The 26,407-nt window shown below is 46.9% G+C and carries 18 protein-coding genes and 1 riboswitch; of the genes, 12 read left to right on the plus strand and 6 right to left on the minus strand.

Translation table 11 applies throughout. From position 1 onward, the window contains the following. Positions 1–11: 11 nt before the first annotated feature. The 3 genes from Q4Q46_RS15005 to Q4Q46_RS15015 form a co-directional block, all read right to left on the minus strand. Positions 12–1,028, minus strand: coding sequence for a response regulator (locus Q4Q46_RS15005; RefSeq protein ID WP_028759378.1), 1,017 nt, complete (start codon positions 1,026–1,028; stop codon positions 12–14). Between the two features lie 48 nt (positions 1,029–1,076). Next, positions 1,077–6,407, minus strand: coding sequence for a PAS domain S-box protein (locus Q4Q46_RS15010; RefSeq protein WP_311906364.1), 5,331 nt, complete (start codon positions 6,405–6,407; stop codon positions 1,077–1,079). A 143-nt stretch (positions 6,408–6,550) separates the two neighbouring features. Then, on the minus strand, positions 6,551–7,909 hold the full coding sequence (locus Q4Q46_RS15015) for an alanine/glycine:cation symporter family protein (protein WP_311906365.1): 1,359 nt from the start codon (positions 7,907–7,909) through the stop codon (positions 6,551–6,553). Between the two features lie 250 nt (positions 7,910–8,159). Then, a riboswitch (glycine riboswitch) is annotated at positions 8,160–8,289 on the minus strand. Between the two features lie 451 nt (positions 8,290–8,740). Here Q4Q46_RS15015 and Q4Q46_RS15020 point away from each other — a divergent pair. From Q4Q46_RS15020 to napB, 11 genes are all read left to right on the plus strand, one after another. After that, positions 8,741–9,451, plus strand: a complete 711-nt coding sequence (locus tag Q4Q46_RS15020; protein ID WP_311906366.1) for an ABC transporter ATP-binding protein — start codon at positions 8,741–8,743, stop codon at positions 9,449–9,451. Next, a complete protein-coding gene (locus tag Q4Q46_RS15025) occupies positions 9,441–12,065 on the plus strand; it encodes an FtsX-like permease family protein (protein ID WP_311906367.1) in 2,625 nt (874 codons plus the stop codon). Before Q4Q46_RS15020 ends, Q4Q46_RS15025 begins: the two co-directional genes overlap by 11 nt. After that, a complete protein-coding gene (locus Q4Q46_RS15030; protein ID WP_311906368.1) occupies positions 12,065–13,288 on the plus strand; it encodes a lipocalin-like domain-containing protein in 1,224 nt (407 codons plus the stop codon). Before Q4Q46_RS15025 ends, Q4Q46_RS15030 begins: the two co-directional genes overlap by 1 nt. A 319-nt stretch (positions 13,289–13,607) precedes the next feature. Next, on the plus strand, positions 13,608–13,988 hold the full coding sequence (locus Q4Q46_RS15035; protein ID WP_006086002.1) for a type IV pilin protein: 381 nt from the start codon (positions 13,608–13,610) through the stop codon (positions 13,986–13,988). Then, positions 13,989–14,426, plus strand: coding sequence for a GspH/FimT family pseudopilin (locus Q4Q46_RS15040; protein ID WP_012088331.1), 438 nt, complete (start codon positions 13,989–13,991; stop codon positions 14,424–14,426). Further along, on the plus strand, positions 14,423–14,833 hold the full coding sequence (locus Q4Q46_RS15045; RefSeq protein WP_311906369.1) for a type IV pilus modification PilV family protein: 411 nt from the start codon (positions 14,423–14,425) through the stop codon (positions 14,831–14,833). The genes Q4Q46_RS15040 and Q4Q46_RS15045 overlap by 4 nt, the downstream gene beginning before the upstream one ends. A 2-nt stretch (positions 14,834–14,835) precedes the next feature. After that, entirely contained in the window at positions 14,836–15,405 is a 570-nt protein-coding gene (locus tag Q4Q46_RS15050; RefSeq protein WP_311906370.1) for a PilW family protein, read from the plus strand. Between the two features lie 18 nt (positions 15,406–15,423). Continuing rightward, positions 15,424–17,067 carry a DUF7305 domain-containing protein gene (locus Q4Q46_RS15055; RefSeq protein WP_012088329.1) on the plus strand — a complete coding sequence of 548 codons (1,644 nt, stop codon included), beginning with the start codon at positions 15,424–15,426 and terminating at the stop codon, positions 17,065–17,067. 252 nt (positions 17,068–17,319) lie between these two features. After that, positions 17,320–17,589 (plus strand): chaperone NapD, encoded by a 270-nt coding sequence (locus Q4Q46_RS15060; RefSeq protein WP_012088328.1) that lies wholly within the window; start codon positions 17,320–17,322, stop codon positions 17,587–17,589. Further along, on the plus strand, positions 17,586–20,081 hold the full coding sequence (gene napA / locus Q4Q46_RS15065) for a nitrate reductase catalytic subunit NapA (protein ID WP_012088327.1): 2,496 nt from the start codon (positions 17,586–17,588) through the stop codon (positions 20,079–20,081). The genes Q4Q46_RS15060 and napA overlap by 4 nt, the downstream gene beginning before the upstream one ends. Further along, positions 20,078–20,509: a nitrate reductase cytochrome c-type subunit NapB gene (gene napB / locus Q4Q46_RS15070; RefSeq protein ID WP_012088326.1), complete on the plus strand. Its 432-nt coding sequence runs from the start codon at positions 20,078–20,080 to the stop codon at positions 20,507–20,509. Before napA ends, napB begins: the two co-directional genes overlap by 4 nt. A gap of 266 nt (positions 20,510–20,775) precedes the next feature. Here the strand turns inward: napB and Q4Q46_RS15075 are convergent, their stop codons facing one another. Further along, entirely contained in the window at positions 20,776–20,928 is a 153-nt protein-coding gene (locus Q4Q46_RS15075) for a hypothetical protein (RefSeq protein ID WP_006082989.1), read from the minus strand. 93 nt (positions 20,929–21,021) lie between these two features. Here Q4Q46_RS15075 and Q4Q46_RS15080 point away from each other — a divergent pair, with 93 nt between their 5' ends. Continuing rightward, entirely contained in the window at positions 21,022–21,909 is an 888-nt protein-coding gene (locus Q4Q46_RS15080; protein WP_012088325.1) for a LysR family transcriptional regulator, read from the plus strand. 196 nt (positions 21,910–22,105) lie between these two features. On the opposite strand, the gene fusA is transcribed toward Q4Q46_RS15080, so the two are convergent. Together fusA and Q4Q46_RS15090 are read right to left on the minus strand one after the other, a co-directional pair. Beyond that, positions 22,106–24,199: an elongation factor G gene (gene fusA / locus Q4Q46_RS15085; protein WP_311906371.1), complete on the minus strand. Its 2,094-nt coding sequence runs from the start codon at positions 24,197–24,199 to the stop codon at positions 22,106–22,108. Between the two features lie 441 nt (positions 24,200–24,640). Then, positions 24,641–26,089 carry a diguanylate cyclase gene (locus Q4Q46_RS15090; RefSeq protein WP_311906372.1) on the minus strand — a complete coding sequence of 483 codons (1,449 nt, stop codon included), beginning with the start codon at positions 26,087–26,089 and terminating at the stop codon, positions 24,641–24,643. Positions 26,090–26,407 lie beyond the last annotated feature (318 nt).

A 26,407-nucleotide genomic window follows, 5' to 3' on the forward strand; every position in this document is an offset into this window, starting at 1 on the left:
CACTTCGAGCATCAATTTTCTAAATAAGTATCTCGAATGGCAATTGCTTCTGGCAGGATTTGCTTGAACTCCTCCACCAACTTAGGATCGAAATGTTTTCCCGCTTGATTTTCAAATAGCTCCATAGTTGCTTCAATCGTCCAAGCCTGCTTGTAAGGCCGTTGCGAAGTCAGCGCATCGAACACATCCGCAATCGCGGTGATACGCCCTTCAAGGGGAATTTCTTCACCTACCAAGCCATTGGGGTAACCTGAACCATCCCACTTCTCATGGTGAGTTAAGGCGATACGACGGGCCATTTGCAATAACGGATCGCTATGTTCTCCAATAATTTCTGCACCTATGGCGGCGTGCTGCTGCATAATTTCCCATTCCTGCGCATCAAGTTTCCCTGGCTTTTTCAGCACAGCATCGGGCGTACCGATTTTACCAATATCGTGCATAGGCGCCGCATTAAAAATCAAGTCACAAAAGGTTGTCGGTAAGCCGAGCTTTATCGCTAATATGCGGGCGTAATGGCTCATACGCACAACATGTAGACCCGTCTCGTTGTCCTTGTATTCAGCAGCACGGCCAAGACGACGGATAATCTCGAAACGGGTTTCTTCTAATTCGTGGGTACGAACTTTAACTTGTTGTTCGAGTAGACGTTTTTGATCATAGAGCGCAAGATGCGTTTTAACCCGCGCTTTAACGACAGGCGCACTGACAGGCTTAGTAATATAATCCACCGCGCCCAATGCAAAACCTTGGGCTTCATCAGCAATTTCAGATAAGGCGGTCACGAATATCACCGGAATATGGCTGGTCAGCGGCTCTTGCTTTAGCAGCTTGCAGACTTCATAGCCATTCATACCTGGCATCATGACATCGAGCAGAATCAAGTCAGGCCGCGATTTTGTCACTAACGCTAATGCCCTTGGCCCATCGATCGCCACTTTGACTTTGTAATCATCACCTAGAATACCGATCAAAATATCAATATTCTCAGGTGTGTCATCGACGACTAATATTGTTGCTTTTTCCATTAACAACTCCACTCAATGTCACACATTATAAATTCGCGCTACCGCTTTCTATCCTAACTGTGTAATCACATCGTCAATTAAGTCGATTGCCTCATCAAACTGATACTGGTTAATCATAGATAAAGCGGGGCTTAATGTTTGCCACATTGCACTACTCACCTTCGGCTTTAACGCATCAATCTTTGCCACAGCGCTGGCATCGGCTTCATCTAGATTCTGACGTAAGACCCGTAATGCGGCTCTCAAGTCCTCATCTGATAGCAAGTCCACCGCTTGGGGCTCGGCTTGATACACTATCACAGGCTTCGCCTGTTCAATCGCATCGCAGATAGAGGCCACTAGCGGTTGAATTTGAACTAACTCATCTTCATAGGGCGCTTTCTCTGTTAAATGCAACTCAAGCAAACGTGCTAATTCCACCAATTTAGCCGAACTTAAATTACCCGCTAAGCCTTTAAGGGTGTGGGCGATACGCACGGCATCGTCGACTTGATTCGCCGCGATGGCTTTGCGAACCTGCTCCACCACATTACGTTGACTGCTCACGAAACGATCAAAGATTCGTTGATAAAGACGCGTCGAATGCTGCACCAGTTGCAAACCTCTATCAATATCCAACTCAGGGTGTTCTGGCCACTTGAGCAATACCGTTTTATCAGCGCCATTGCTGACTTCCCCCTGTGCGCTGGACGAAGTTAACTGAGTTGAGGCTTCCGCCCTTATCGCAGCAGAAATTCCAGAAGATCCGAGGTATTTCAATAGGGTTTGATAGAGCACATTCACTTCTATGGGCTTGGCAATATGGTCATTCATCCCTGCCCTAAGACACATATCTCTATCACCGACCATCGCATTAGCAGTCATAGCGACGACAGGTAAATTTGCCAACTCAGGCCTTTTCCTTATCGCTTTAGTGGCTTGATAACCATCCATCACCGGCATTTGGCAGTCCATTAACACTAGATCGAAATGCTGTTGGGATAGCTTATCTAAGGCGATTTGGCCATTGGTCGCTATGGATAAAATAATCCCCACTTGCTCTAAAAACTCGCTGGCGACTTCAAGGTTCATCTCGTTATCTTCCACTAATAAGATACGTTTCCCTTGAAGTGGCAATAATAACTGCGGCGCCAGCTCTTCGGTGCGGCGTCTCACTGGTAATATGCCTTCACGGCCAATCGCATTCATTATGCCATCGAGCATGCGTGAGGCGCTGATGGGTTTACTGATGTACCCCGCCAGTGCTAATTGCTCAATTTGAGTGATAAATTCATGATTCGCATGGGCGGATACCATCAAGATCTTAGGCTGAGACTTAGCCTGTAGTTGGATCTGACGGGCGGTTTCTACCCCGTCCATATTGGGCATTTTCCAATCGATTAATGCCACTTCATAGGTCTGCAGTAAACAGCGGCTTATTGCTTCTTCTCCTGAACGAACCGTATCGACTCTAAAGCCCATACTTTCGAGCGTTGTACGCATTATGTCTCTGGCGGTCGCGTTATCATCTACCACCAGCACAGACATGCCCTCAAGCTCTTGCTCAAGCACTAATTTTTGGCCCTCGGAAATTTGTAACTTCACAGTGAAATAGAAGGTGCTGCCATGACCAAATTGACTTTCGACACCAATATTGCCCCCCATGAGTTCAACGAGTTGCTTGCAAATAGCCAAGCCTAAGCCTGTACCACCGTATTTACGGGTGGTTGAAGTATCCGCTTGGGTAAAGGATTTAAATAATTTTGCTTGCTGCTGCTCAGTTAAGCCTATGCCGCTGTCACGCACGCTAAAACGCAGCACGACATCATCATCTTGCTGTTCAACAAGATTTAACGACAGTAATACTTCACCCCGCTCGGTGAACTTAATGGCGTTATTCATCAGATTAATCAACACTTGCCCTAATCGCAGCGAATCACCATATAAGTAACGCGGCACGTTAGGGGCGACTGCAAATAACAATTCAATCTGCTTGTGGGCGGCTTTCTCAGAAAACATATCGCTGAGATCTTCCAGCATAGTATCGAGCTGAAATGGCACAGATTCTATGTCGAGCTTACCCGCTTCAATCTTAGAGAAATCCAGAATGTCATTGATAATAGACAGTAAAGACTGCGATGCCCGCTCAATCTTCTCCACATAGTTTTTCTGTTTTTTATCTAATTCGGTCTGTAAGCACAGCTGCGACATGCCGATAATGGCATTCATTGGGGTGCGTATTTCGTGGGACATATTCGCCAAGAAGTCACCTTTGGCTTTACTGGCGGCATCGGCTTGCTCTTTGGCAAGTAACAGTTCATCGGAGAGTAATTTAAGCTCTGTCATATCGACCATGCTTATCACAGCCGATTCAAATTGTCCTTGGGCATCTAACAGTGCCGACACATTGACCGTCATCCATAAAGGTGCACCAGAAGGACGAATAAAGCTTCTCTCGCCACGATAATGGTCAATTTTGCCACCGACCAATTCCTTAAATTGCTCCTTGGCGATAAGCTTATCTTGCGCGCTAAGGACCTCAAAAATTGCGGTATTGCGTAAACTCTCCCGTGACCGCGCCATATCGGCACAGAATTGATCATTACAATCTAAGATAACGCCTTTAACATCCACATTGACGATACCAATGGTCGCACCATCAAACAGTGCCTTAAAGTGCGCTTCACTGAGGGCTAACTCTTGTTCTATGCTCTTGCGTTGGGTGATGTCCATTACATACCCATTCCAAGTAATAGCGCCATCTTCTTCTACATGGCCGCTCGCACCAGCTTCCATCCAACGTATGCTGCCATTGGGATGGCGATAACGAAACTCGCGGATCCATTGAAACCTATCTTCACTCTTACCCGAAAGTGCCAGCACGACATCCGGCCTTTCTTCATCAAAAATTCGCTCAGCGATGATGTCAAAATTACTAATAAGATCATCACGATGTAGCCCCAGCATTTTCATTGCCGCACCAGAGAGAAAGGTAAATCTGCGATCAGTAGGCGAGTGCCACAACAATTGGTACACGGTACAAGGAATAGACTCTGTAATATTGGTCAATTGCAGGCGCGAAGCCTCTAGCTGCCCTATAGCAAACTTACTCTCTGTGATGTCATCAATACTGCCGTCGAACCAAAGTGGAACGCCCTCTTCGGTATAACTTGCCTTACCTTTCTCATGCACCCAGCGCACACTGCCATCGCGATGGCGGATACGATATTCCACTTCAAAGGTAGCTTGAAGTGCGAGTGCTTTATCCATTTCGTGCAGGCAGAAGCCCCGATCTTCCTCGATGATCAAAGAGATATAAGTACGATTCTGATTATTGATAAATTGGCTTGCGGCATATCCCGTAATTTCACCAATATTGTCACTGATATATTCCATTACCCAAATATCGCCAATACGTAAACGATATACGGCGCTAGGGATATTGGAGACCAATCCACGAAAACGCTCCTCACTCTCCCGAATTTTAAGTTCAACCGCAATTTTATCCGTCATATCGCGAATCGAAGCTGCAACTTGCTTTTGTCCATCCGCATCCGCAGGGAGCATACTCAGCGCAATTTCAGCAATAAATTCATTACCATCGGCTTTTAAAGCCCGAACATGACGCGCATTTGCCATGCCTCTATCGCGGCCTTCGCGAAGGAATTGTTGTCGCTCAAGAACATGTCGGGTACCCAATTCTTGTGGTAGTAACTGCTCAACTTGCAAACCCAACATAGCCCCTGTATCAAATCCAAAAAGCTGCTGGCAACGACTGTTAGTAAAAACGATTAACCCCTGTTGGTCGACAATCAACATGGCCTCAGGCGCAGCCTCAAGCACGGCATTTGACCAAGCCGCCGCTGAAAACTGCTCTGTGACATCGGTAAATAACATTTCCACCGACATTAACTCACCAGTATCTGATAATAATGGCTGCATAAAGACATCGAGCCTTCTTAAATACCCTTTTTCATCTAGCATTTCCACTTGATGCGAAGGCACATTCTGGCCCTTTAAGGCTAAATCGGTATATTCCCAGTTCTTCTCATTGAGGGGATTAGCCGAGAAGAGTCTTTGATATTTGCGCTTGAGCAAATCAGGGGAGATCCCCAGCACCTTAGTTACCCCCTCACTAACCTGGGCGAGTTGGCCATTAGGTTCGAGGGAACAATAGAAAGACTTATCGCTCATACCATCAATTAGGCGCGCAAAGCGATTACCGCGGGAATCAAGAATGGCTTGTTCACGTTCTGCAAGTAATTCCGCCATTTGATTGAAGGTATTACTCAGCGTCACAATCTCACTCACAGCACCTTGGGGAATTATGAGCTGCTGAGTTTTACCCTGTCCAAAGGACAAGATACCCGACTCGAGTAGCTCTAACGGCCGAGTTAACCGTTTCGCCGCCAGATAACAAGTCAGCAATAATAAGAGGGTTAATAAGCTTAAATTGAGTATTATGGATGCGATATCATCGAGCAGTGCTGTGTACAAATCTTGCTCTGGTGCTAGCACTATAACGCGCCATTTTAGCTGTGGGACAGTCGCAATACTCGCGAGGTACACCACATCCTTGTCGTCAACAAACCTAGCCTGACCATCAAGTCCTTTCGTTTGTAAGCCCCAAAAGTCAGCATTCCTATGTTTATTTTTATCAAACAACTGTGTCGAAGTCGTGGCCAGTACTTTGTCTTTATCAACATGATAAATAAGCCGTCCTTGATCGTCTAAAACCACCAGTCGATTAGGCGCAATTCCTAATTGTTTTGGCAAGCCATCTAACGCTAAGTCAACCGTCGCGACGCCAAAATAATGCTCCGCCTCACCAAAAGGAGCCGAATAAGTCACCATCAGAATATTGCCCGCCCCCTCATCAAAGTAGGCCTTTGACCAGTAGCCCGCCGCTTGATTGATGGCATTGTTCCACCAATCCCAAGTGCCATCGGTATAATCGTAACCCTCGGCACCAATATCGATATAATGGAGATCGTCGCTACCACTGGTGTCGCGGTAAACATAGGGAGAAAAGAGTTTGCGATTGGGAAAGGTGTTGGGTTTAAACGCGACTGCGGAGCCAAAGAAATCAGGATTACGTTTGAGCCGATTCATCAAGACACTTTTCACGCTCTCAGTGTCATTCATATCTTCTTTACTCGACAAAAAACCAATAAAATCAGCAAGGCCTTGGGTATTAGCTTGTGCGTGCTCGAGTAACAATTGCAGACGCGAAGCCGAGTGACTCGCCTCTTGCGTCAGGCTATGGTAAAGCCGATTCTCAGTGGAGAGATAACTAAACCAAGCATTGACAGCATAAACGCTCGCCATGATTAAAACGAGAGGCAAGGCTATGTGGGATAATATTCTGCTGCGAAAAGTACGAAGTTTACTTTTGTCCATGGCGTCGCCTTAAAGTCCTCGATTTTATATGCACTATTTTTTAAATAGTGCATATAAAGTAAACCAAGAAACCAGTGACGACAATGCGAACGTTAAAATAATGTGAAGTAATTTATTGTTTTAACAACACTAATAAGCCGTCTCTAAGAAGCCGTCTCTAAGGTTTGATTAGGTAAGATACGAGCAAAATAACTTTGGGTTTCGGCGATGATGATATGCCTCAAGCCCACAATGGCGATCAAGTTAGGGATCGCCATCAAACCATTAACCGTATCGGCCAACAACCAAATCACATCCAGTTTGATAAAAGCACCACCGGCAATCAGCACCAAAAACACCACTTGATACATGCGTAGCCCGCGCTCGCCGACCAAGTAATACCAACAGCGTTCACCATAATAATGCCAGCCCAAAATCGTCGTGAATGCAAAACACACCAGCGCAATGGTCACCAGATACTGACCCACAACCGCTGAGCCGCCGAGGGCAAATGCCGCGCTCGTCATCGCGGCACCCGCCGTCTCACCACTCCATACCCCAGTGATGATCAGCACTAACCCCGTCATAGTGCAAATGATAATGGTATCGAAGAAAGTACCCGTCATGCTGACGAGACCTTGCTCAACGGGTTCATTGGTCTTAGCGGCAGCGGCGGCAATGGGTGCACTACCTAATCCAGATTCGTTCGAGAACACACCGCGGGCAATACCTATTTGAATCGCCTGTGCAACTGTCGCCCCTAAAAAGCCCCCCGCAGCTGAGAGTGGCGTAAAGGCAGATTCAATCACTAAAGCTAAGGCGGGTAAAATCTGCTCGGAGAAACCGACTAAGATCCACACGCAGGCCAGCACATAACCAATCGACATCGCAGGCACAAGTTTTTGCGCCACATTTGAAATGCGCTTTACGCCACCCAAAGTGACTGCGGCAACTAACACAGTCAACACAGTTGCGGTCAACCAAGTCGGCACCTCAAAGGCAATCGTCAGCGCATCGCTGATGGCGTTAACCTGTGCAAAAGTACCGATACCGAAAAAGGCCACACCAACCCCAAAAAGAGCGAACAATTTCGCCATCCAAGGCAGACCAAGGCCGCGCTCGATATAATACATAGGGCCACCCGCAATCTGCCCACGAGCATCGGTGGTACGGTACTTTACCGCCAACATACATTCAGCATATTTAGTCGCCATGCCAAAAAATGCCGCCAGCCACATCCAAAATAACGCCCCAGGGCCACCCATTTTTATTGCCGTCGCCACGCCAACAATATTACCGGTACCGATAGTGGCGGACAGCGCCGTACAAAGCGCCGCAAAGGAAGATAAATCCCCATGACCTTTTGCCGGTTTAAATAACAATCCCAGCGCCATAGGCAGACGAAAAACTTGGATAAGCTTGAGGCGCGCAGTGAGATAAATCCCCGTGCCCACCAGCAAACAAAGGGTGATTGGGCCCCAGACGATGCCATTAATACTGGCAAGTAAAGCTTGAAAACTCATGATATTCCTCGAATATTAAACAACAAAATTAATAAACGGAGGAGGAAAAGAAATGGCTGTGACGCGCCGCAGTCGGACGCTATAGCGAGCTATTTTGACCTAATCTCAGCCGAGAATCGCCTAAGCTGAACGCTAAAAGCGTAGCAAGCGAGAGCTCTACACGAGTGCTTTCAATAAGAGCAAAAGTACTCCATCTCAAGCAAAAGAGTAAAAATAGCCCACGACGACAAACGACAGGGACTGTGCAGTCATCCTCTCCTCTGTCCTTTTGCCTGAGCGTTTCGCGTCGCAGGTTATACAATAACACCACGACACTTTCGCCTTCGGCGCCACCTGATTGCACAATGAGTGCAACTGGTAGTCTCTCCAGAGGCTCGTCCAGTAACAGTCCACGCCTTACGGCACCTGAAAGAGTGCTTTGTTTTTATGGGAAGATTCGATTCAATAAAACCGTCGCTTCAAATAAAACCAAAGTTGCCTCGTCGGTGTGGGGTCAATTCCCCACTCTCCTGCTACCTTCATCCGAACGGATTGTTAGATTGAGATTAACTCCCAAGCTAACAGGACGCACAGAATGCAACAAACGCGGCGTCAGCTCAAGCCGTTTGCTCACAGTTCGTCGAGGATTTAATTCAATTGACTATTTTTACGGCAAGTGACGATTTATGTTTTGTGATCCCGTTTATGATCCCATTACAGGAAAAATCAGTATCTATCTGAATAGAAAATGCTTTATCTTGAACACGGGATTGCAATGCTAAATTGCAGCCAGGATATGTTGCAAACACTGCTTACCACATAAGCCGCCAATAGATATAAAGGAGTTGCTCAATGGCCGACGTCGCTAAACCAAATCCTGTCGACAAGCTTCACCCAGTCGCCAAGCTTAACCAAGTCAGCAAGTGCTTTCGTGATGGCGAGCAATATCATCAAGTGCTGCAAGCGGTTGACCTGCAGATCCATAGAGGCGAAACCGTGGCACTCACAGGTCCCAGCGGCAGCGGCAAGAGCACCTTACTCAACCTGATCGCCGGTTTTGAAATGCCAGACTCGGGCGAAATCTTACTAGAACAAGCGTCCACCTCAACTTGGCAAGACAAAGATTGGAGCCGTTTCAGGCGCAATTCCTTAGGTGTCGTGTTTCAGCAATTTAACTTACTCACGCCACTCAACGTGAAAGACAATATCGCCTTCTCCTTAAGTTTAACCGCGCAGCCGTGGTCTGCCTGGTGTGACTATCTGGTTGAAAAACTTGGGCTGATGCCATTACTTCATCGCCCAGTTGAAGCCCTGTCCGGCGGTCAACAACAGCGGGTCGCCATCGCCCGCGCCTTAGCCCATAAACCGACCTTGCTGCTAGCCGACGAACCCACAGGTAACTTAGATGATGTATCGGGTAAGCAAGTCATGGCATTACTGTGTGAACTGGCGCGAGAAAGCCAAACCAGTATCTTAATGGTGACCCATAGCGAAGAGTGCGCCGCCTTTATGCAAAAACGTTGGCACTTATCCCAAGGTGCAGTCGCTATCTATGAACAATAAACGGCTCACGAAAGCAACATCTACTGGACTTCAGCAGACTGGGCTGAGACTGACATGGCTCAGCCTAAAGGTGTTTATCGCCCATTATCGCCATGCGCCCATACAAGCAGGAGCCATTCTGCTCGGTATCGCCTTGGCCGTGACGCTACTGATTGGGGTTAAAGCGACCAACGATAATGCCGTGCGCAGCTATAGCGATGCGACTGAGCTTTTGAGTCAACGCGCCGATGTGTTACTCACGCCGCCTCTTGGACAAAATACCTTAGATGAATCTGTTTATTTCGACTTAAGACGAGCCGGATTAAGTCAGAGTCTCGCCGTCGTGAATGGCAAAATCTCCGGTAAGAATGGTCAGTTTTGGCAACTGGAAGGCAGCGATCTGATTGCCGCATTAACGCTACAAAAATCGAGAAGTCACGCCTCGAGTGAAACGCACTCAACCACCTCGCCGCAGATGAATGCCTTACCGCTTGCCGATCTGCTGAATGGCGCCCCCACAGTGATAATCAGCCGCAGCCTAGCTGCCAAAGTAGCACCCGACGGTAAACTTGCTTTAGAAAATAGCACCTTAGACGTTATTACAGTTGATGACAGTTTTGGCCTCGGCAGCGCCATCTTGGCCGATATTTCCCTCGCCCAGCGATTACTGAACATGCAAGGCCGATTAAGCTATATCGCCATGTTCAGCGAGCGAGAAAACTTACCTCAACTAAAATCCCATCTCGACACTTTGGGCATTACGCCGCAAAAGGCCAGTTTTAGCCAGCAAGATCAAGGCCAAGCGCTGATAGCGCTGACCCGCAGTTTTCACCTTAATCTTAATGCCATGAGCATGTTAGCCTTCGTTGTCGGCCTCTTTATCGCCTATAACGGTGTGCGCTACAGCCTAATGAAACGACAAAAACTGTTAGTGCAGTTATTACAACAGGGAATCGAGCGCCGCGCCTTGATGACGGCGCTAATGTTAGAATTAATTTTGTTGGTTGTCATAGGCTCAAGTTTGGGCTTTATCAGTGGTTTACAACTCAGCCACTGGCTGCAACCTATGGTCGCCATGACCCTAGAGCAAATGTATGGCGCCCACTTACTCCCCGGTATTTGGCAATGGACTTGGCTTATCGAGGCAATTGCCCTCACCTTAGGCGCCGCATTTGCCGCTTGCTTGCCCTTGTATTTAGATCTTACGCGCCAAGCACTGGCACAAGGGGCGAATCGTTATCAGCAGATGCAGGCACACCGCAAAACCCATAGTATTCAATTTGTCTTAGCCTGTGGTTTACTGACCGTAGCGGCGCTGCTATTTCCCTTCAGTCAAAGCTATAACATCAGCTTAGTGTTGCTCGGTATCGTCGCTATCGCGATCCCCTTGTTGTTGCCGCAATTGCTGCATTGGGGCGTCAGTGCCTTAATGCCCTTGGCGCGCCCCGGATTATGGCAATATCTGCTCGCCGAAACCCGCGAGCTTATAGCACCACTCTCCCTAGCTATGATGGCAATCTTGCTGGCGCTCAGTGCCAATGTGTCGATGAACACCCTAGTGGGTAGCTTCGAGCAAACCCTGCGGACTTGGCTAGAAACCCGCTTGCATGCCGATCTCTACATCCGTCCACCGAGCCAGCGCATCGACACGATTCAAACCCAACTGATGCAGGATCCTAGAGTCAGCGGTCTTTATCAGCAATGGCAAATTGAAGCCCAGCTTTCACTCCCGGTATCGACGGATAATTCGAGCGCACAAACAATTCCAATTAGCCTACTTAGCCGTGATGAATATTCGATTCGCCACACCAGTGCACTAAAAGAAAGCCTACCGACTCTGTGGCAATCCTACTTTAATGCCCCCGTGATCTTAGTGAGCGAGCCCTTAGCCATCAAATACCAATTGCAGCTTGGCGATAGCGTGTCATTGGATGCGCTTAAGAAAACCGGTAACAGCCAAGCCATTATCGGCGGCATTTATTATGACCACGGTAATACCCGCAACGAGGTGATTATCAGCCAGCCATTATGGCAAAAGGCACAATTACCTGTGCTGCCGATCAGCTTGGCGGCGAATTTTTACGGTAAAGAGCGAGGCAGCAAGATCAGTGAAACGGAACTCGATGAACTGCAAATCCAACTGGCTGCCGAGTTAGGCTTATCGCAAGCGCAAATCTACAGTCAAACTAAGATTAAAACCCAAGCTATCGCCATGTTTAAGCGGACTTTTTCGATTACCTTAGTGCTGAATAGTTTGACGCTGATTGTCGCCGCGATTGGCCTTTTTAGTGCCTGTTTAATGTTAACTCAGGCACGGCAAGCGCCACTGGCACGACTGTATTCCCTTGGCGTGAGTCGTAATGCGCTGCGCGGTATGGTGTTTATGCAAATGCTGATTGTAGTGCTGATCACTTGTCTGCTCGCTATGCCAACGGGTGCACTGCTAGGTTACCTGCTCATCAATAAGATCACCTTGCAAGCCTTTGGCTGGACGATAAAAATGATTTGGGATTGGCAAGCCTATGGCAAAGCAATACTGATTGCCTTAACCACCTGCACCTTAGCCGTGCTCTTGCCGCTGTATTGGCAAACCCGCAAACCACTGGTCGCCAGTCTGCAGCAGGAGACACTGTGATGAAAACACTCAATCTGAACAGTATTGTATGGGCAGTGGTTGGGTTAATGCTTATCGGCGGCTGCGATAAAACGCCATCGACGCAAAACACTCAATCCAAATCCATGGCCAATGTGGTAGGGAAAAACTCGAATAATCAAGATGATCTAGCTTTTACGCCTGTTGTTCCCGGTTATAGATTTGAATTTCCCCGAGATCACTTGGCGCACAATAACTTTCGCCAAGAATGGTGGTATCTGACCGCCAATTTAACCACAGAAACAGGTGAGCAACTCGGTGCCCAGTGGACGCAGTTTAGAGTCGCCCTTAACCCCCTTGCTCCACAAAAAACAACTCTGCAAACAATCGCGCCACAAACAACAGTACCGCAAGCAACAGATGTGGTTCCTCAAAATGAATCCACTTGGGCGACTCAGCAGCTTTATTTAGCTCATAGCGCATTAACCTCGAGTCAAACTCATCTGGCTCAAGAAAAGTGGTCGCGCCGCCATAGCGAGTTTGCCGAGGTGAAATTAGATCCTTATCAAATCCGCCTCGATAACTGGCACTGGCAGAGCGAAACCAATGCACTCTTTCCCGCGACCTTAACGGTGGAGAATCCTGATTTTAGCTATCGACTTCAGCTTAATAGCCAAGCGCCACTGCAATACCAAGGCGTTAACGGCTATAGCCTTAAAAGCCGCGACGGCCAAGTAGCCTCTTACTATTACAGCCAACCCTTTATTGAAATTTCAGGTGAAATCAACCGCAATGGCAAAGTGGAGCGAGTCACAGGCCAAGGTTGGCTCGACAGGGAATGGAGCTCGCAATTTCTCACTAAAACGCAACAGGGCTGGGATTGGTTCGCGCTCAGGTTAAATGATGGCTCGACGCTGATGTTGTTTCAGCTACGGGATCAGTCGCCAGCAGAGTCCGCAAAGAATGCACCTATCTCAGCATTTTATAGCGCCAGAAGAATGTTTGCCGATGGCACTGGGCGCAACATTAATTCCACTGACAATCCCAATGACATTCAGATGACGCCTCTTAAATGGCAACACACAGTCAATGGCGACTATCCCGTTAGCTGGCAGGTAAAAATCCCCAGCGAAAATATCGATCTCACTATCACCCCGCTCAATACCAATAGCGCTATGCCATTATCAACGCCCTACTGGGAAGGCCCAGTGCAACTCTCTGGCAGCCATACAGGTACGGGTTATATGGAGCTAACGGGCTATTGAGCCTAAACATCGCTATTAATAACCAGAAATGCTAAGTCAGCGCGAAGTAACATAACAAGATAGCCATGTTGAAAAATCATCTTAAGCCACTGTTACATAAAGATATATCAACATCAGATACGTGACCAAGCCCACAATAACGCCCTATTTGCGATCGAGTTAAAGACTAATAATCAACCAATTGTTGCATTTTAAAGTCAACCCAAATACATTATCATAAAATCAAATGACAACGTTGTCATAACATAAAAGAAACAGTTTAACTCTCGTATTTATGAGTAACTGCAATACGCATCAGCCAGCACAAATGGAGTTGTTAATGAGTTCTATCATCCGCATAGAGAAAGGGTTTACCTTAATTGAACTCATGATCGTCGTAGCCATCATCGGCATTCTCGCCGCTATCGCTATCCCTTCTTTTTCCGAATACCTAAAGCAAGGTCGTCGTTTCGATGCCCAGCAATATTTGATGACGAGCGTGCAAGCATTAGAACGCAATTATTCCCGTCAAGGTAAGTATCCTGCTGCGCAAACCTTAACCAACAGTCCTTACTACACTTTTAGCTACACACCGGCGGACGACAAGTTAAGTTTCTCCCTCTCGGCAGTCCCAACCAGCCGCCAATCGGATAGCTGTGGCACCTTAAGCATTAATCAGAAAGGCGTGCGAACTCCCGCTGCCAATTGTTGGACGAATTAAATGTCAAACCCATGGAATCATGGATTTACCTTAGTTGAGCTTATGGTTACCGTCGCGATTATCGGTATTTTAGGCAGCTTAGCACTCCCTTCGTACCGCGATGTTATGGCACGTGAACAGCTAACCGCAGCCGCGAATGAATTGGTCTCTAGCTATAAATTTGCCCGCAGCGAAGCGATAAAACGCAGCACTTCAATTACCCTCACGGCAACAGAAGCGGGACTTTGGGTCATTAAAGATAGCGACGATAACGAATTGAAGGTTTTTACGCCCCCGACACGTGGGGTTGCAGTAACAGGACTGGCTAGTATCAGCATCAGTGCCACGGGCAATACAGCCAAAACCAGTATTTCATTGGCGAACAGTCAAGGTGAAAACATGAATTTATGCATTTTACCGAGCGGCCAAAGTCAGCTTCAGAGCGGGGATTGTGCATGAAAGCCTTTAATCACATAGGTAAAAAACACCTTGGCTTTACCATGACAGAAGTTTTAGTCTCACTCGTGGTATCAGTCACTTCATTGCTTGCACTGGCAAAAGCACAGCTATCATCGCTACAACATGCCAGCAATAGCTTTCAATACACTGTTGCCACAGTGCAAGCGCAAAATGTCATTGAGCAGATTTGGCCAAGATTATGCGAAGTGCAAAAGCAACCCGCCCGCTTCGAAGATATCAATTTTAGAGCCAGTTTAAGCCAAGATTTTCCCGCAGGCTTTGACTTAGTATTACCCGACACTTATCAAGACAACATGGCAATTACTGTGACTTGGCAAGATGGTCGAGTCGATACCAATAATAGCGTCAGTCTTAACGCCAGCTTTCCGCATCTGTGTAAGGTTTAACTGTGATTTCAGCTCATCGCACTCAACGGAGACACATTAAACTCACCTCAAGACAAACGGGGTTTAGCTTATCCGAACTGATGATTGCCATGGTATTAGGGCTAATCATCATGATCGCTGTGATCAATTTCTTTGCGCCACTTAAGACTACTGTTGAGGAAAGTAAACGTCTAGAAAATGCCGCTGACGCCTTAAGGTACGCCACGCTAACGCTCAGTAAAAGCATCAAACAGGCGGATAATGTCGCCCTTGTATCGGCTAACGAACTCGTCCTAAGCACGCGTGCCTCCGCAAACCAACCGAGTATTAGCTGTTTAGGCCAAAGTAAAACCGCTGATTACACCGAAACCTTTAGCTTTTTAGCACCTAACTTATCCTGCGACGATGGTGATAGTGCACAAACGCTTCTCACTGGGCTAGAAGCGGCTCACTTCTCTCAAACTGGTGAACTCGTCAGTATTAATTTGAAACCCTTAGCTTTACCGACCCAATATGATCAGGGTATTAGCTTACAGATCGCACTGCGTAAACCTCTTTGGCAACAAGCCATTAATTCACAACAAGTGCCATAGGCACGAGGAAGCACAGACATGCACACGGAACGTTCATTTGCTCACGCTTCGCCACTTCGCGGCAGTATTAATAAGCAAAAGGGTGCAGTGTTACTTATCGTCTTAGTCTTCAGTATATTAGCCAGTTTATTGGTCGTGACATCACTGCGAGATAACTTAGTACAAGAGCGGCTGAGCGGGAACTTCCAGAAGCAAGTCAATGCGCAACTCACCGCCGAACAAGGCATGTATGAAAGCTATAACACCCTCAAAGCGACTTTAATTAAAGTACCCCAAAGCACGGCAGCCTCTTTAAATGACAGCCTGCCAAAAAGTGCCTCAGGCAGTATCGACAGCAGCGCTTATACGTTAACAAAAACCGTGACCCCGAGCGCCGAACTCAGCGTCAACAGCACAGGGCAACACTTAGAAGGTCAGGCCAAACTCAATGCACTCTTCGCCCTAAAAGGCGCAAAGGGCAATAACATTTTTAACGATGCCATCGTTTCCTGCGAGAGCCTCAATCTGACTGGTAGTAGTACAATCGATGGTTATGACTCACGAAAAGGCGCCTACGGCGATAGCTTCAATAATGATCAAGGCAACAGCCAACTCAATAAGCACGGCAAAGGCAATGTGACGACGGTTGAACCGAATGCCGATGTAACCTTGTCGGGCAATTCGCCGATTTACGGCGATGTCAGTGCAACGGGAAATGTCACATTAACCGGCTCATCTTCCCTAGTGGGCAATATTCAAAGCAATAAAGATGTCATCGTAGGCACAGGTACGGTCGGTGGAAATATCGCTGCGGGTCATAATTTCGAGCTAAAAAATAGTGGCACTGTTGAAGGCTCAGTGCAAGCCAATAACAACGCATCAACGGCCCCTGGTGCCAAAGTGAATGGGACACTTCAATATGGCGGTGATGGCAACTTCCATCAAAATAGCAGCATTGGCCAAGCAGTGAAACAAGCGCCTAATGTCCCTCCCGTTCCCACTAAGTCCTGCGATCCCTTAGATATTGGCGCCGTGATGGGAGGGTTTAAAATGCCCAACAATGGCGCGAGAACAATAGCATCAACCCAAAATATCACCATTTCGCCAACGGGCTCGACAGCGAGTTCAGGTAACAGTAATGCGTTTCCTGCCCTGTCCTCAAGCTCAGAAAACATCTTCGGTTCTGAAACCCCAGTATTTAACCTCGACAGCTTAGTCATGAGTAGCGATGGTGTATTAAACATCAGTGGTGGAGATGTAACGCTGATCATCAATGGTGATTTTAAAATGAGTGGCGCAAACCAACTTAATATCGCCCCAGGTTCAAGTTTAACGTTATTTGTGAATGGTGAAATTTCCTTTACGGCAGGTACCAATAACGGCAATAGCATTAAAAGCCAAACCTTAACCAGCAGCAATAAACCGCCGTTAGCGATTTATTCGGGTTCAAATAAAGATGTAACTGTCAGTGGAAGCGTGCCGATATATGCCGCGCTTTACGCGCCTAAATCCAAAGTCAATCTGCCCGGTGGGCCCGAAATCTTCGGCTCGGTAAGAGGCAAATCCATTACCGCTACGGGCGATGGCAAAATCCATTATGACAATGCTTTAGGCGAAGCCGATTTAGGCAGTGACAATGCCATTCCCCCCGCGATAGTACTTAAAGGTTGGCAATATTTATAATCTTGAATTATTGGCCGTATCCCATATACGGCCAAGTACAACACACCTCATCCACAATAAACACACCGCTTAAATTTCAAACTGAGAGTTAGATCACTCGCAAAACTTTGATCCGGATCGACTATCGCTTTCAATACCTCTTGAGAGGTATACCCACATTTTTTATCAGGTCTAGACTCGCCTGTATCAGCACTCGTTTGCTCTGCTTTTCCAAATCAAGTAACCGAGTTTACGCCACTACAGGTCACCCCAATGAGTCAGGAATACCACGTCACTAGCCTTGTGGTGCATGCCGCTCCTAAAACCTTACAACAGGTTGAAGCCAATATTTGCGCATTAATGGGCGCCGATATTCATGCGGTTACGCCAGAAGGGAAATTGGTTGTCACCCTCGAAGGGAGTAGCCAAAGAGCAATTCTCGACAATGTTGAAGCCATCAATGCCCTGTCCGGCGTGTTATCCGCCAGTTTGATTTACCACCAAGTCGCACCTTTAGAACAAGAGAGTGAGGAAAGATTATGAGCATAAGCCGCCGCGAGTTTCTCAAGGCCAACGCAGCGGTTGCCGCCGCAACAGCCGTTGGCGTCACACTTCCCATTAAGATGGTCGAAGCTGCCGAACAGCCAGACAATATCAAATGGGATAAAGCCCCTTGCCGCTTTTGCGGTGTGGGTTGTAGCGTATTAGTCGGCACCCAAGCGGGCAAAGTAGTCGCCACTAAGGGCGATCCTGAGAGTCCAGTCAACCGTGGTCTTAACTGTATCAAGGGCTATTTTTTATCGAAAATCATGTACGGCAAAGATAGATTAACTACGCCATTGCTGCGGATGAAAGACGGCAAATACCATAAAGAAGGTGAGTTTACCCCAGTCAGTTGGGATATGGCCTTCGATACAATGGCCGCTAAGTGGAAACACAGCCTCGCCACTAAAGGCCCGACGTCTGTGGGTATGTTCGGCTCAGGCCAATGGACTATTTGGGAAGGCTACGCCGCCTCTAAATTGCATAAAGCCGGTTTCCTCACCAACAATATCGACCCTAACGCCCGCCACTGTATGGCATCGGCCGTGGGTGGCTTTATGCGTACCTTCGGTATTGATGAGCCCATGGGCTGCTATGACGATTTAGAAGCCGCCGATCACTTTGTGCTCTGGGGCGCCAACATGGCCGAGATGCACCCAATTCTGTGGGCACGATTATCCGACCGCCGCTTAAGCCACAAAGACTGCCGCGTACATGTGCTGTCGACCTTTGAGAACCGCAGCTTCGATTTAGCCGATAACCCTATGGTGTTCCGCCCACAATCGGACTTAGTGATCCTCAACTTTATTGCCAATTACATTATTCAAAACAAAGCCATAAATACCGACTTTGTCACTAAACACACTAAGTTTGCCTTAGGCGTTGACGATATCGGCTATGGCCTGCGTCCAGACCATCCGTTAGAGAAAAAAGCTAAAAATCCAGGCAATGGTAAATCCACCCCCATTAGCTTTGACGAGTACGCCAAGTTTGTCAGCACATATACGCTGGAATACGCAGCTAAGATGAGTGGTGTTGAGCCCGAAAAGTTAGAAACCTTAGCCAAGGCCTATGCCGATCCTAAGGTTAAAGTCATGAGTCTGTGGACCATGGGCATTAACCAACACGTTCGCGGCGTGTGGGCGAACAACATGCTCTACAACATCCATTTGCTCACGGGCAAAATTGCCACACCGGGTAACAGTCCTTTCTCATTAACGGGTCAACCTTCGGCTTGCGGTACAGCACGTGAAGTCGGTACTTTCGCCCATCGTTTACCCGCCGATATGGAAGTGACGAACGACAAACACCGCGCCATTACCGAAAAACTATGGCAAGTACCTGCAGGGACGATTCCCGCCAAACCTGGCTACCATGCCGTACTCCAGAGCCGGATGCTCAAAGATGGCAAACTCAACTGCTACTGGACCATGTGCACCAACAACATGCAGGCGGGCCCTAACATCAACGATGAAATCTATCCTGGTTTCCGTAATCCAGAAAACTTTATCGTGGTTTCAGATCCCTATCCAACTATCACAGCCATGGCGGCGGACTTAATTTTGCCAACGGCAATGTGGGTCGAGAAAGAAGGCGCTTACGGCAATGCCGAGCGCCGTACTCACCTATGGCATCAGCAAGTAAAAGCGCCAGAAGGGGCTAAGTCTGATCTCTGGCAACTCGTCGAGTTTTCAAAACGCTTTAAAGTGTCTGAAGTCTGGCCAGTTGAGTTAATCGCTAAGCAACCAGAATATGCGGATAAAACCTTATATGAAGTGCTATTCGCCAACGGCGTGATCGACAAATTCCCCACATCGGATTGCAAAGCAGATCTCAACGATGAGAGCGAACACTTCGGTTTCTACCTGCAAAAAGGTATTTTCGAAGAATATGCAGCTTTCGGTCGTGGCCATGGCCATGATTTAGCCGACTTTGACCGTTACCACGAAACCCGCGGCCTACGCTGGCCAGTCGTTAATGGCAAAGAAACCCTTCGCCGTTTCGTAGAAGGGAGCGACCCTTATGTCAAAGCGGGTGAAGGCTTTAAATTCTATGGTAAGCCAGATGGTAAAGCGGTGATCTTCGCCCTGCCCTATGAGCCCGCCGCCGAAGAGCCGAATGCAGAATACGATCTGTGGATGTCGACTGGCCGCGTGCTTGAGCATTGGCACACAGGCTCGATGACCGCCCGCGTCCCCGAGCTTTACCGCGCTTTTCCCGATGCGCAGATTTTTATGCATCCAGAGGATGCCAAAGCCCGCGGTGTACAACGCGGCGATGAGGTCATAGTAGCCTCACCGCGCGGTGAAGTGAAAACCCGAGTTGAAACTAAAGGCCGTAACAAACCGCCACGCGGCGTGGTATTTATGCCCTTCTTCGATGCGCGCCAGTTAGTCAATAAACTGATTTTGGATGCGACCGATCCCCTATCAAAAGAAACTGACTTTAAAAAGTGCCCAGTCAAAGTCACCAAGGCGGAGAATAACCAATGAAAAAAATACTCACCTTAACTGCATTACTTATCGGCATCGCGGGCTGTTCAGGTCAGCAAGCCGACACTAATGCAGCGCCGGTTAACATTCAATCCCTCGCAGGAAACATGGCGATCACCGACATTCGCCCAGCCGATGCCATGGCAACTTATCCTAGTCGCGGCACCGCCATTGAGCGCAGTTTTAGCGAGCAACCACCGCTCATCCCACATAAGGACGATTACAAGATCACCTTAGATAAAAATGGCTGTTTAAGCTGCCATAGTTGGGACAAGGCAAAACGCATGAAAGCCACGCCTGTCGCTAAGTCCCATGTGATTGATGATAAAGGCACAGTGAACGGACATAACTATTTCTGTACTCAATGCCATGTCGCTCAAGCCGAAAACAAGCAACCACTCGTTGAGAATCAATTCTCCGGCCAATAAATCACTTTCCCCTGCAGAGCAAAGCCACCCGAGTTTATAGGGTGGCTTTTTTACTATTTAAGCATCCTATCCTAATGAATAGGCTTAGAGTCAGTAATGAGCATTCAAGTAAATATAAGACTAAACGTCTTTCGCTGGCTCAGCGTCCGTTACTGAACAGTTCTTTCACCGAGGAAGGATTGAGCAGAAGTTAAAAAGGCAAAGTGAGAATAGAGGGAAATAAAGATAAGAGCAGCATCTAAAACGCAGAAAAGTAAAAACCCAGCCTAGGCTGGGTTTACTTGTTGTTTTGCTTTATGCAAATCACCCGCTGGAGCCGTTTTAGTGACTTGCGCCGCTTTAGCGTTTTGCACCTCTTTTGCCACAGGCATAGCCGCCTGCCACAAAGCCCCTACCCATAGACTCGAACTTGATTTCATCGGTATTCCCCTGTTTTGTTAACAAGGTCAAAGTAATATTTAAGCCATCATTAGTAAAATGAATAAATTCCATAATATGGATTCCATTTAAGCATGAACATCCCAATCAAGACCTTACAATGTTTTCTGACCCTAGTGGAAACTGAAAACTTTACCCGCGCCGCACAGAAATGTTTTATCACTCAGCCGACACTGAGCAAAATCATCCAAAGACTCGAAGAAAGCCTAGGGGAAACCTTGCTGATCCGAAATAACCAAAAGGTTGAGCTAACTCAGGCAGGGCAGCTATTTGAGCACAGTGCGCGGGAAATCCTCGGTCAATGGCATAGATTGCAGGAGGACATGAGTAACCTCAGCGGTCTCAAGTCGGGGCGATTACGGCTAGGGGTGTGTCCCATGATGAGCAGCCTAATTATAGGTTTGCTCACTAGCTATCGTAAGCGCTACCCAGGAGTTGAGCTACACATGTATGAGTATGGCGGATTTGGCTGCGAGCAAGCCCTACTCAATAACAGTCTCGATATAGCCTTTACTGCGCTCCCCACGACCCATGAGGCAGAACTCGTCAATCAACCCCTAACTAAGTACCCTTTACTCGCATGCCTGCCAGAGGGGCATCCCTTAGCCGAGAAAGACCACTTAAACTGGCAGGACTTCCAACCCTACCCTTTTATCCTCTATAACGAAGACTTCTCCCTCGCTAAACTGATTAATCGCCTCAGTCGCAAAGCAGGTGTTCAGCTCAATATTGCCTTTCGCAGCGGCCAATGGGATTTTCTCGCCGCCATGGTTGAGGCCGATATGGGTGTCGCCATTTTACCTGAGCCTATCTGCAATAGACTAAGCACCAGCAAACTGATCTTTAAACCTATGCAGCCCGCAATGACATGGGATCTGGCGCTTATTTGGCGTCAAAGTTTACCTTTAACACCGGCGGCCAAGGCCTTGCTTGAATTGAGTAAACAAAAAACTGAGCGCTGAAATACTGAGAAGATAAAGCGAGAAATGACATTCTGTAAAACAAAAGGATACGGACTTTAAACAAAGAGATACGAAGCTTCGTCAACCGAAGCGAGTGATGACAGTTGGATCTCACCCATAAAAAAACCGCTGTGAGCCTAGGGGCCGACAGCGGTTTTTATTAGCTAACTAAATATTAGCCAAGATAAGTTAAGAATTACTTCTTAGCTTCAGCAGCTTTACGTTCTTTAACTTGAGCAACAACTTTCTCAGCTACGCTAGCTGGACATTGGCTGTAGTGTGAGAACTCCATAGAGAACTGACCACGACCAGAAGTCATTGTACGTAAAGTACCGATATAACCGAACATTTCTGATAACGGTACGTCAGCTTTAACGCGAACACCTGTTACACCAGCAACTTGGTCTTTGATCATGCCGCGACGACGGTTTAAGTCACCGATCACGTCACCCACGTTGTCATCTGGGCTGAACACGTCAACTTTCATGATTGGCTCAAGAAGTTGTGGTTTAGCTTTAGCGATAGACTGACGGAAAGCGCCTTTAGCAGCGATTTCGAACGCGATTGCTGATGAGTCAACTGCGTGGAAAGCACCGTCAGTTAATTCGAACTCAACGTCTAACACTGGGAAGCCAGCGATAGTACCTGTGTTCATCATGCTCGCGAAACCTTTCTCAACTGCTGGCCAGAATTCCTTCGGAACGCTACCACCAACTACTGAAGATTTGAACACGAAACCAGTGTTTGCTTCACCTGGGCGGATGATATATTCGATCTTACCGAATTGACCAGAACCACCAGATTGTTTCTTGTGAGTGTATTGATCTTCAACCATTTGAGTAATGGTTTCACGGTAAGCAACTTGTGGCTCACCTACGATCAATTCAACGCCATAAGTACGCTTCAGAATGTCTACTTTGATATCTAAGTGAAGTTCGCCCATACCTTTAAGGATGGTTTCACCTGAATCTTCGTCAGTTTCTACGCGGAATGATGGATCTTCAGCGATCATCTTACCGATAGCGATACCCATTTTCTCAGATCCGCCTTTATCTTTTGGCGCAACTGCGATAGAGATTACTGGCTCTGGGAACACCATGGCTTCAAGAGTACATGGGTGTTTCACGTCACATAAAGTGTGACCAGTTTGAACGTTTTTCATACCCACGATAGCGATAATATCGCCAGCTTGAGCAGATTCAATTTCAATACGGTCATCAGCGTACATTTCACACATACGGCCGATACGCTCAGTTTTACCTGTAGCGCTGTTCAGGATGGTGTCACCCTTCTTCAGTTGACCAGAGTAGATACGTACGAAAGTCAGGGCGCCGAAACGGTCATCCATGATTTTGAACGCTAATGCTTTTAACGGTAAATCAGCAGAAACGATAGCGAATTCGCCAGTTTCGTTGCCTTCTTCGTCAGTTAATGGTTGTGGATCAACTTCATCTGGTGATGGTAAGTAGTCAACAACAGCATCAAGAACCAGTTGCATACCTTTGTTCTTGAATGCAGAACCACAGTATGTTGGGAAGAATGCCATAGTACGAGTACCCGCACGGATACAACGCTTGATGTCTTCAATAGATGGCTCTTCGCCTTCCATGTACGCTTCCATCAGGGCATCATCTTGCTCAACGGCTGTTTCGATCAGCATTTCACGGTATTCTTCAACAAGATCAACCATGTCAGCAGGAACGTCTTGAACTTCGAAATTCTCTGGAACACCAGAATCATCCCATACATAAGCTTTACGAGTTAATAGGTCAACAACACCAGTGAACTCGTCTTCAACACCGATTGGTAAAACCATAACCAGTGGATTAGCAGCTAATACGTCTTTAGTTTGCTTAACAACACGTAAGAAGTCAGCACCCATACGGTCTAACTTGTTTACGAAGATGATGCGCGAAACTTCTGATTCGTTTGCATAGCGCCAGTTAGTTTCTGATTGAGGCTCAACACCACCTGAACCACAGAATACACCGATACCGCCATCAAGCACTTTCAGAGAACGATAAACTTCAACTGTGAAGTCAACGTGTCCTGGAGTGTCGATAACGTTGAAACGGTGATCTTTCCAGAAGCAACTAACTGCAGCAGACTGAATAGTAATACCGCGCTCAGCTTCCTGTACCATGAAGTCAGTGGTCGATTCACCATCGTGAACTTCGCCAAGCTTATGGATTTTACCGGTTAGCTTAAGGATACGCTCGGTGGTCGTGGTTTTACCCGCGTCAACGTGAGCGAAGATACCAATGTTTCTGTATTTGGATAATTCGGTCATGATTCAACTTTAATGAGTAGTTTAAGAAGTAGACGGAGTATGCGACAAATACCGACACACCGCACATCAGATTATTTTAGGCGCATATTGTAAATTGGAACCCAGCTACACGCAAATGGATAGCGCACTTTTTCACGATAAAGTCGCGTAATAATTTAAGGAAATCGCCATAAATACGAAATAAAACAACTGAGTAAAACTCTTTAGCTTATTTTTCACTCAATCAATAAAAAACGTTAAAAAAACTACATTCTAATGGGATAAGGTCATTTCTAATGAATTTCTATCATATTGTTAGGTACAAACCACTAACATTAACCCATGAGCATTACGGCTGGTGCAATAATGCTAATCCTTCCTCTAAAATAAAGATGGCTTAGTAAACTCATCTCAGTAGCAACCATTTACTTAAATAACGGTAAATCATACTTGCGCAAATGCTTACCTGTCGGTGCACATTTGATTACGCCCTTGCGCTTTAGCACGATAAAGCGCGCGGTCGGCACGTTCAAAGCACAGCATCATAGGTTCGTTATCGGCAAGCTTAGCGACGCCAAAACTGCAAGTTAACTGCACATTGTCAGTAAATTGATAATGTTTGATCCTCTCAGCTATCCGCACACACAAGCTTTCAACTAAGGGTAAAGATGACTGCTGACAGAGGATCACAAACTCTTCGCCACCCCAACGGGCAACCACATCAGATTCACGCACACAATGCTGTAGCACCTGTGACACTTGTTCAAGGATCCGATCGCCGACGTTATGCCCCAGCGTGTCATTAATCTCTTTAAAGTAATCGATATCAATCATCACCAGGCACATGCCTGCCTTAGCAGATTTATCATGTTGCTCATTATTAATAAAAAGGCGATTAAAGTAATGTCGGTTATACAACTTGGTCAGGGGATCGTGGGTAGATAAAAATTCAAGTTCCGCATTAGAAGTCTCAAGCTGTTGCCGCAAGGTTTCGAGCTGTTGATTCTTATCGGTGAGTCTACGGTTATATTGACTAATAAAGTAAGTTCTCGCCCCCAATATAAGCAGTAACAAAAATGTCGCGCAGATCACTTGATAAACAAGTGAATAATTAGTCTCATCTATCACAGTCACATTATTCCACTTCTGGTAAATCGTGATCCGCTCTTGCTCACTCACAGCATTTAAAGCCTTATTTACCATAGGTAACAAGGACTCTTGACCATAGGCGACGCCCATCCGCAGCTCATCTTCTGGGCCACCCCAACCGGCTATTTTCAAATGATTAAATCCCGTTTGTTGGATATAAGAGTTAACCGAAAACATCGATCCCACAAAAAGATCGGCACGTTTATCCAGCACAGATTGCAATCCTGCAGGTTCACTGGCAACGGTAAGCGTCTCTATCTGAGGATAATAATGCTGAATATATTCGGCCAAACGATAGCCTTTAGGTACGGCCAAAGTACGTGCACCAATATTCTCAAATCCTTGCAAGAAAGGCTGATCTTTAAGTGACACCAATACATTAGGAGATCGAAAATAAACATCACTGAAGTGCAGATAAGTCTCTCGTATCAGGGTTTTATTCAGCATAGGAGTTAAATCACACTGTCCGCTTTGCAAAAAAGATAAGGTCTCGGTCCAAGAGGAAGTCGGCACCAGCTGAAACTTGAGCGAGGAATGCGATTCAATATAATCAATATAGTCTGACGAAATACCCAGATGCTTACCCTCTCGGATTCCTTCATAAGGCAACCAGTCAGGGTCGACGCAATATCTTACTGTCTGAGTAACACTAACGTCTTGGCCAGCAGGCTTAACATTCGCCATCGCTAAACGGTCGGCATAAGCCAGTAATGGCATACACATCAATAGCGGCAATAACCTCAATAAGCCACGCAATTCCATTGATAGTTTCAACCTAAAAGCAGATGCTCGATGGGGAATGTAAAAAAGTGTATACGTGAAAACCGCATAATACCAATTCCCATCACGATGAGTGCGAAGCAGTTACTTATCTATAGTCGGCTCAAAACGCCAGAATATGTGTCAACGCGACACAATAATGGATGTGTAGACTGGTATAAAAGCCTCTTGAGTGAGGATGGCTAACATTGAAGTAAATAATGAATGAGGCAAAGTATCACTTATTTCTGATACTCAGATTAGAGCTTTCAGATTTAGCGAGCCTAACAGGCCACGATTAATTGCTAATGATATCTACGA

The organism is Shewanella vaxholmensis (assembly GCF_031932135.1).
Classification (GTDB): domain Bacteria; phylum Pseudomonadota; class Gammaproteobacteria; order Enterobacterales; family Shewanellaceae; genus Shewanella; species Shewanella hafniensis.

What these genes read in the sequence shown, in the direction of transcription:
- Q4Q46_RS15005 (WP_028759378.1), bottom strand. Translation starts at nt 1,028, where the DNA reads ATGGAAAAAGCAACAATATTAGTCGTCGATGACACACCTGAGAATATT.
- Q4Q46_RS15010 (WP_311906364.1), bottom strand. Translation starts at nt 6,407, where the DNA reads ATGGACAAAAGTAAACTTCGTACTTTTCGCAGCAGAATATTATCCCAC.
- Q4Q46_RS15015 (WP_311906365.1), bottom strand. Translation starts at nt 7,909, where the DNA reads ATGAGTTTTCAAGCTTTACTTGCCAGTATTAATGGCATCGTCTGGGGC.
- Q4Q46_RS15020 (WP_311906366.1), top strand. Translation starts at nt 8,741, where the DNA reads ATGGCCGACGTCGCTAAACCAAATCCTGTCGACAAGCTTCACCCAGTC.
- Q4Q46_RS15025 (WP_311906367.1), top strand. Translation starts at nt 9,441, where the DNA reads ATGAACAATAAACGGCTCACGAAAGCAACATCTACTGGACTTCAGCAG.
- Q4Q46_RS15030 (WP_311906368.1), top strand. Translation starts at nt 12,065, where the DNA reads ATGAAAACACTCAATCTGAACAGTATTGTATGGGCAGTGGTTGGGTTA.
- Q4Q46_RS15035 (WP_006086002.1), top strand. Translation starts at nt 13,608, where the DNA reads ATGAGTTCTATCATCCGCATAGAGAAAGGGTTTACCTTAATTGAACTC.
- Q4Q46_RS15040 (WP_012088331.1), top strand. Translation starts at nt 13,989, where the DNA reads ATGTCAAACCCATGGAATCATGGATTTACCTTAGTTGAGCTTATGGTT.
- Q4Q46_RS15045 (WP_311906369.1), top strand. Translation starts at nt 14,423, where the DNA reads ATGAAAGCCTTTAATCACATAGGTAAAAAACACCTTGGCTTTACCATG.
- Q4Q46_RS15055 (WP_012088329.1), top strand. Translation starts at nt 15,424, where the DNA reads ATGCACACGGAACGTTCATTTGCTCACGCTTCGCCACTTCGCGGCAGT.
- Q4Q46_RS15060 (WP_012088328.1), top strand. Translation starts at nt 17,320, where the DNA reads ATGAGTCAGGAATACCACGTCACTAGCCTTGTGGTGCATGCCGCTCCT.
- napA (WP_012088327.1), top strand. Translation starts at nt 17,586, where the DNA reads ATGAGCATAAGCCGCCGCGAGTTTCTCAAGGCCAACGCAGCGGTTGCC.
- napB (WP_012088326.1), top strand. Translation starts at nt 20,078, where the DNA reads ATGAAAAAAATACTCACCTTAACTGCATTACTTATCGGCATCGCGGGC.
- Q4Q46_RS15075 (WP_006082989.1), bottom strand. Translation starts at nt 20,928, where the DNA reads ATGAAATCAAGTTCGAGTCTATGGGTAGGGGCTTTGTGGCAGGCGGCT.
- Q4Q46_RS15080 (WP_012088325.1), top strand. Translation starts at nt 21,022, where the DNA reads ATGAACATCCCAATCAAGACCTTACAATGTTTTCTGACCCTAGTGGAA.
- fusA (WP_311906371.1), bottom strand. Translation starts at nt 24,199, where the DNA reads ATGACCGAATTATCCAAATACAGAAACATTGGTATCTTCGCTCACGTT.
- Q4Q46_RS15090 (WP_311906372.1), bottom strand. Translation starts at nt 26,089, where the DNA reads ATGGAATTGCGTGGCTTATTGAGGTTATTGCCGCTATTGATGTGTATG.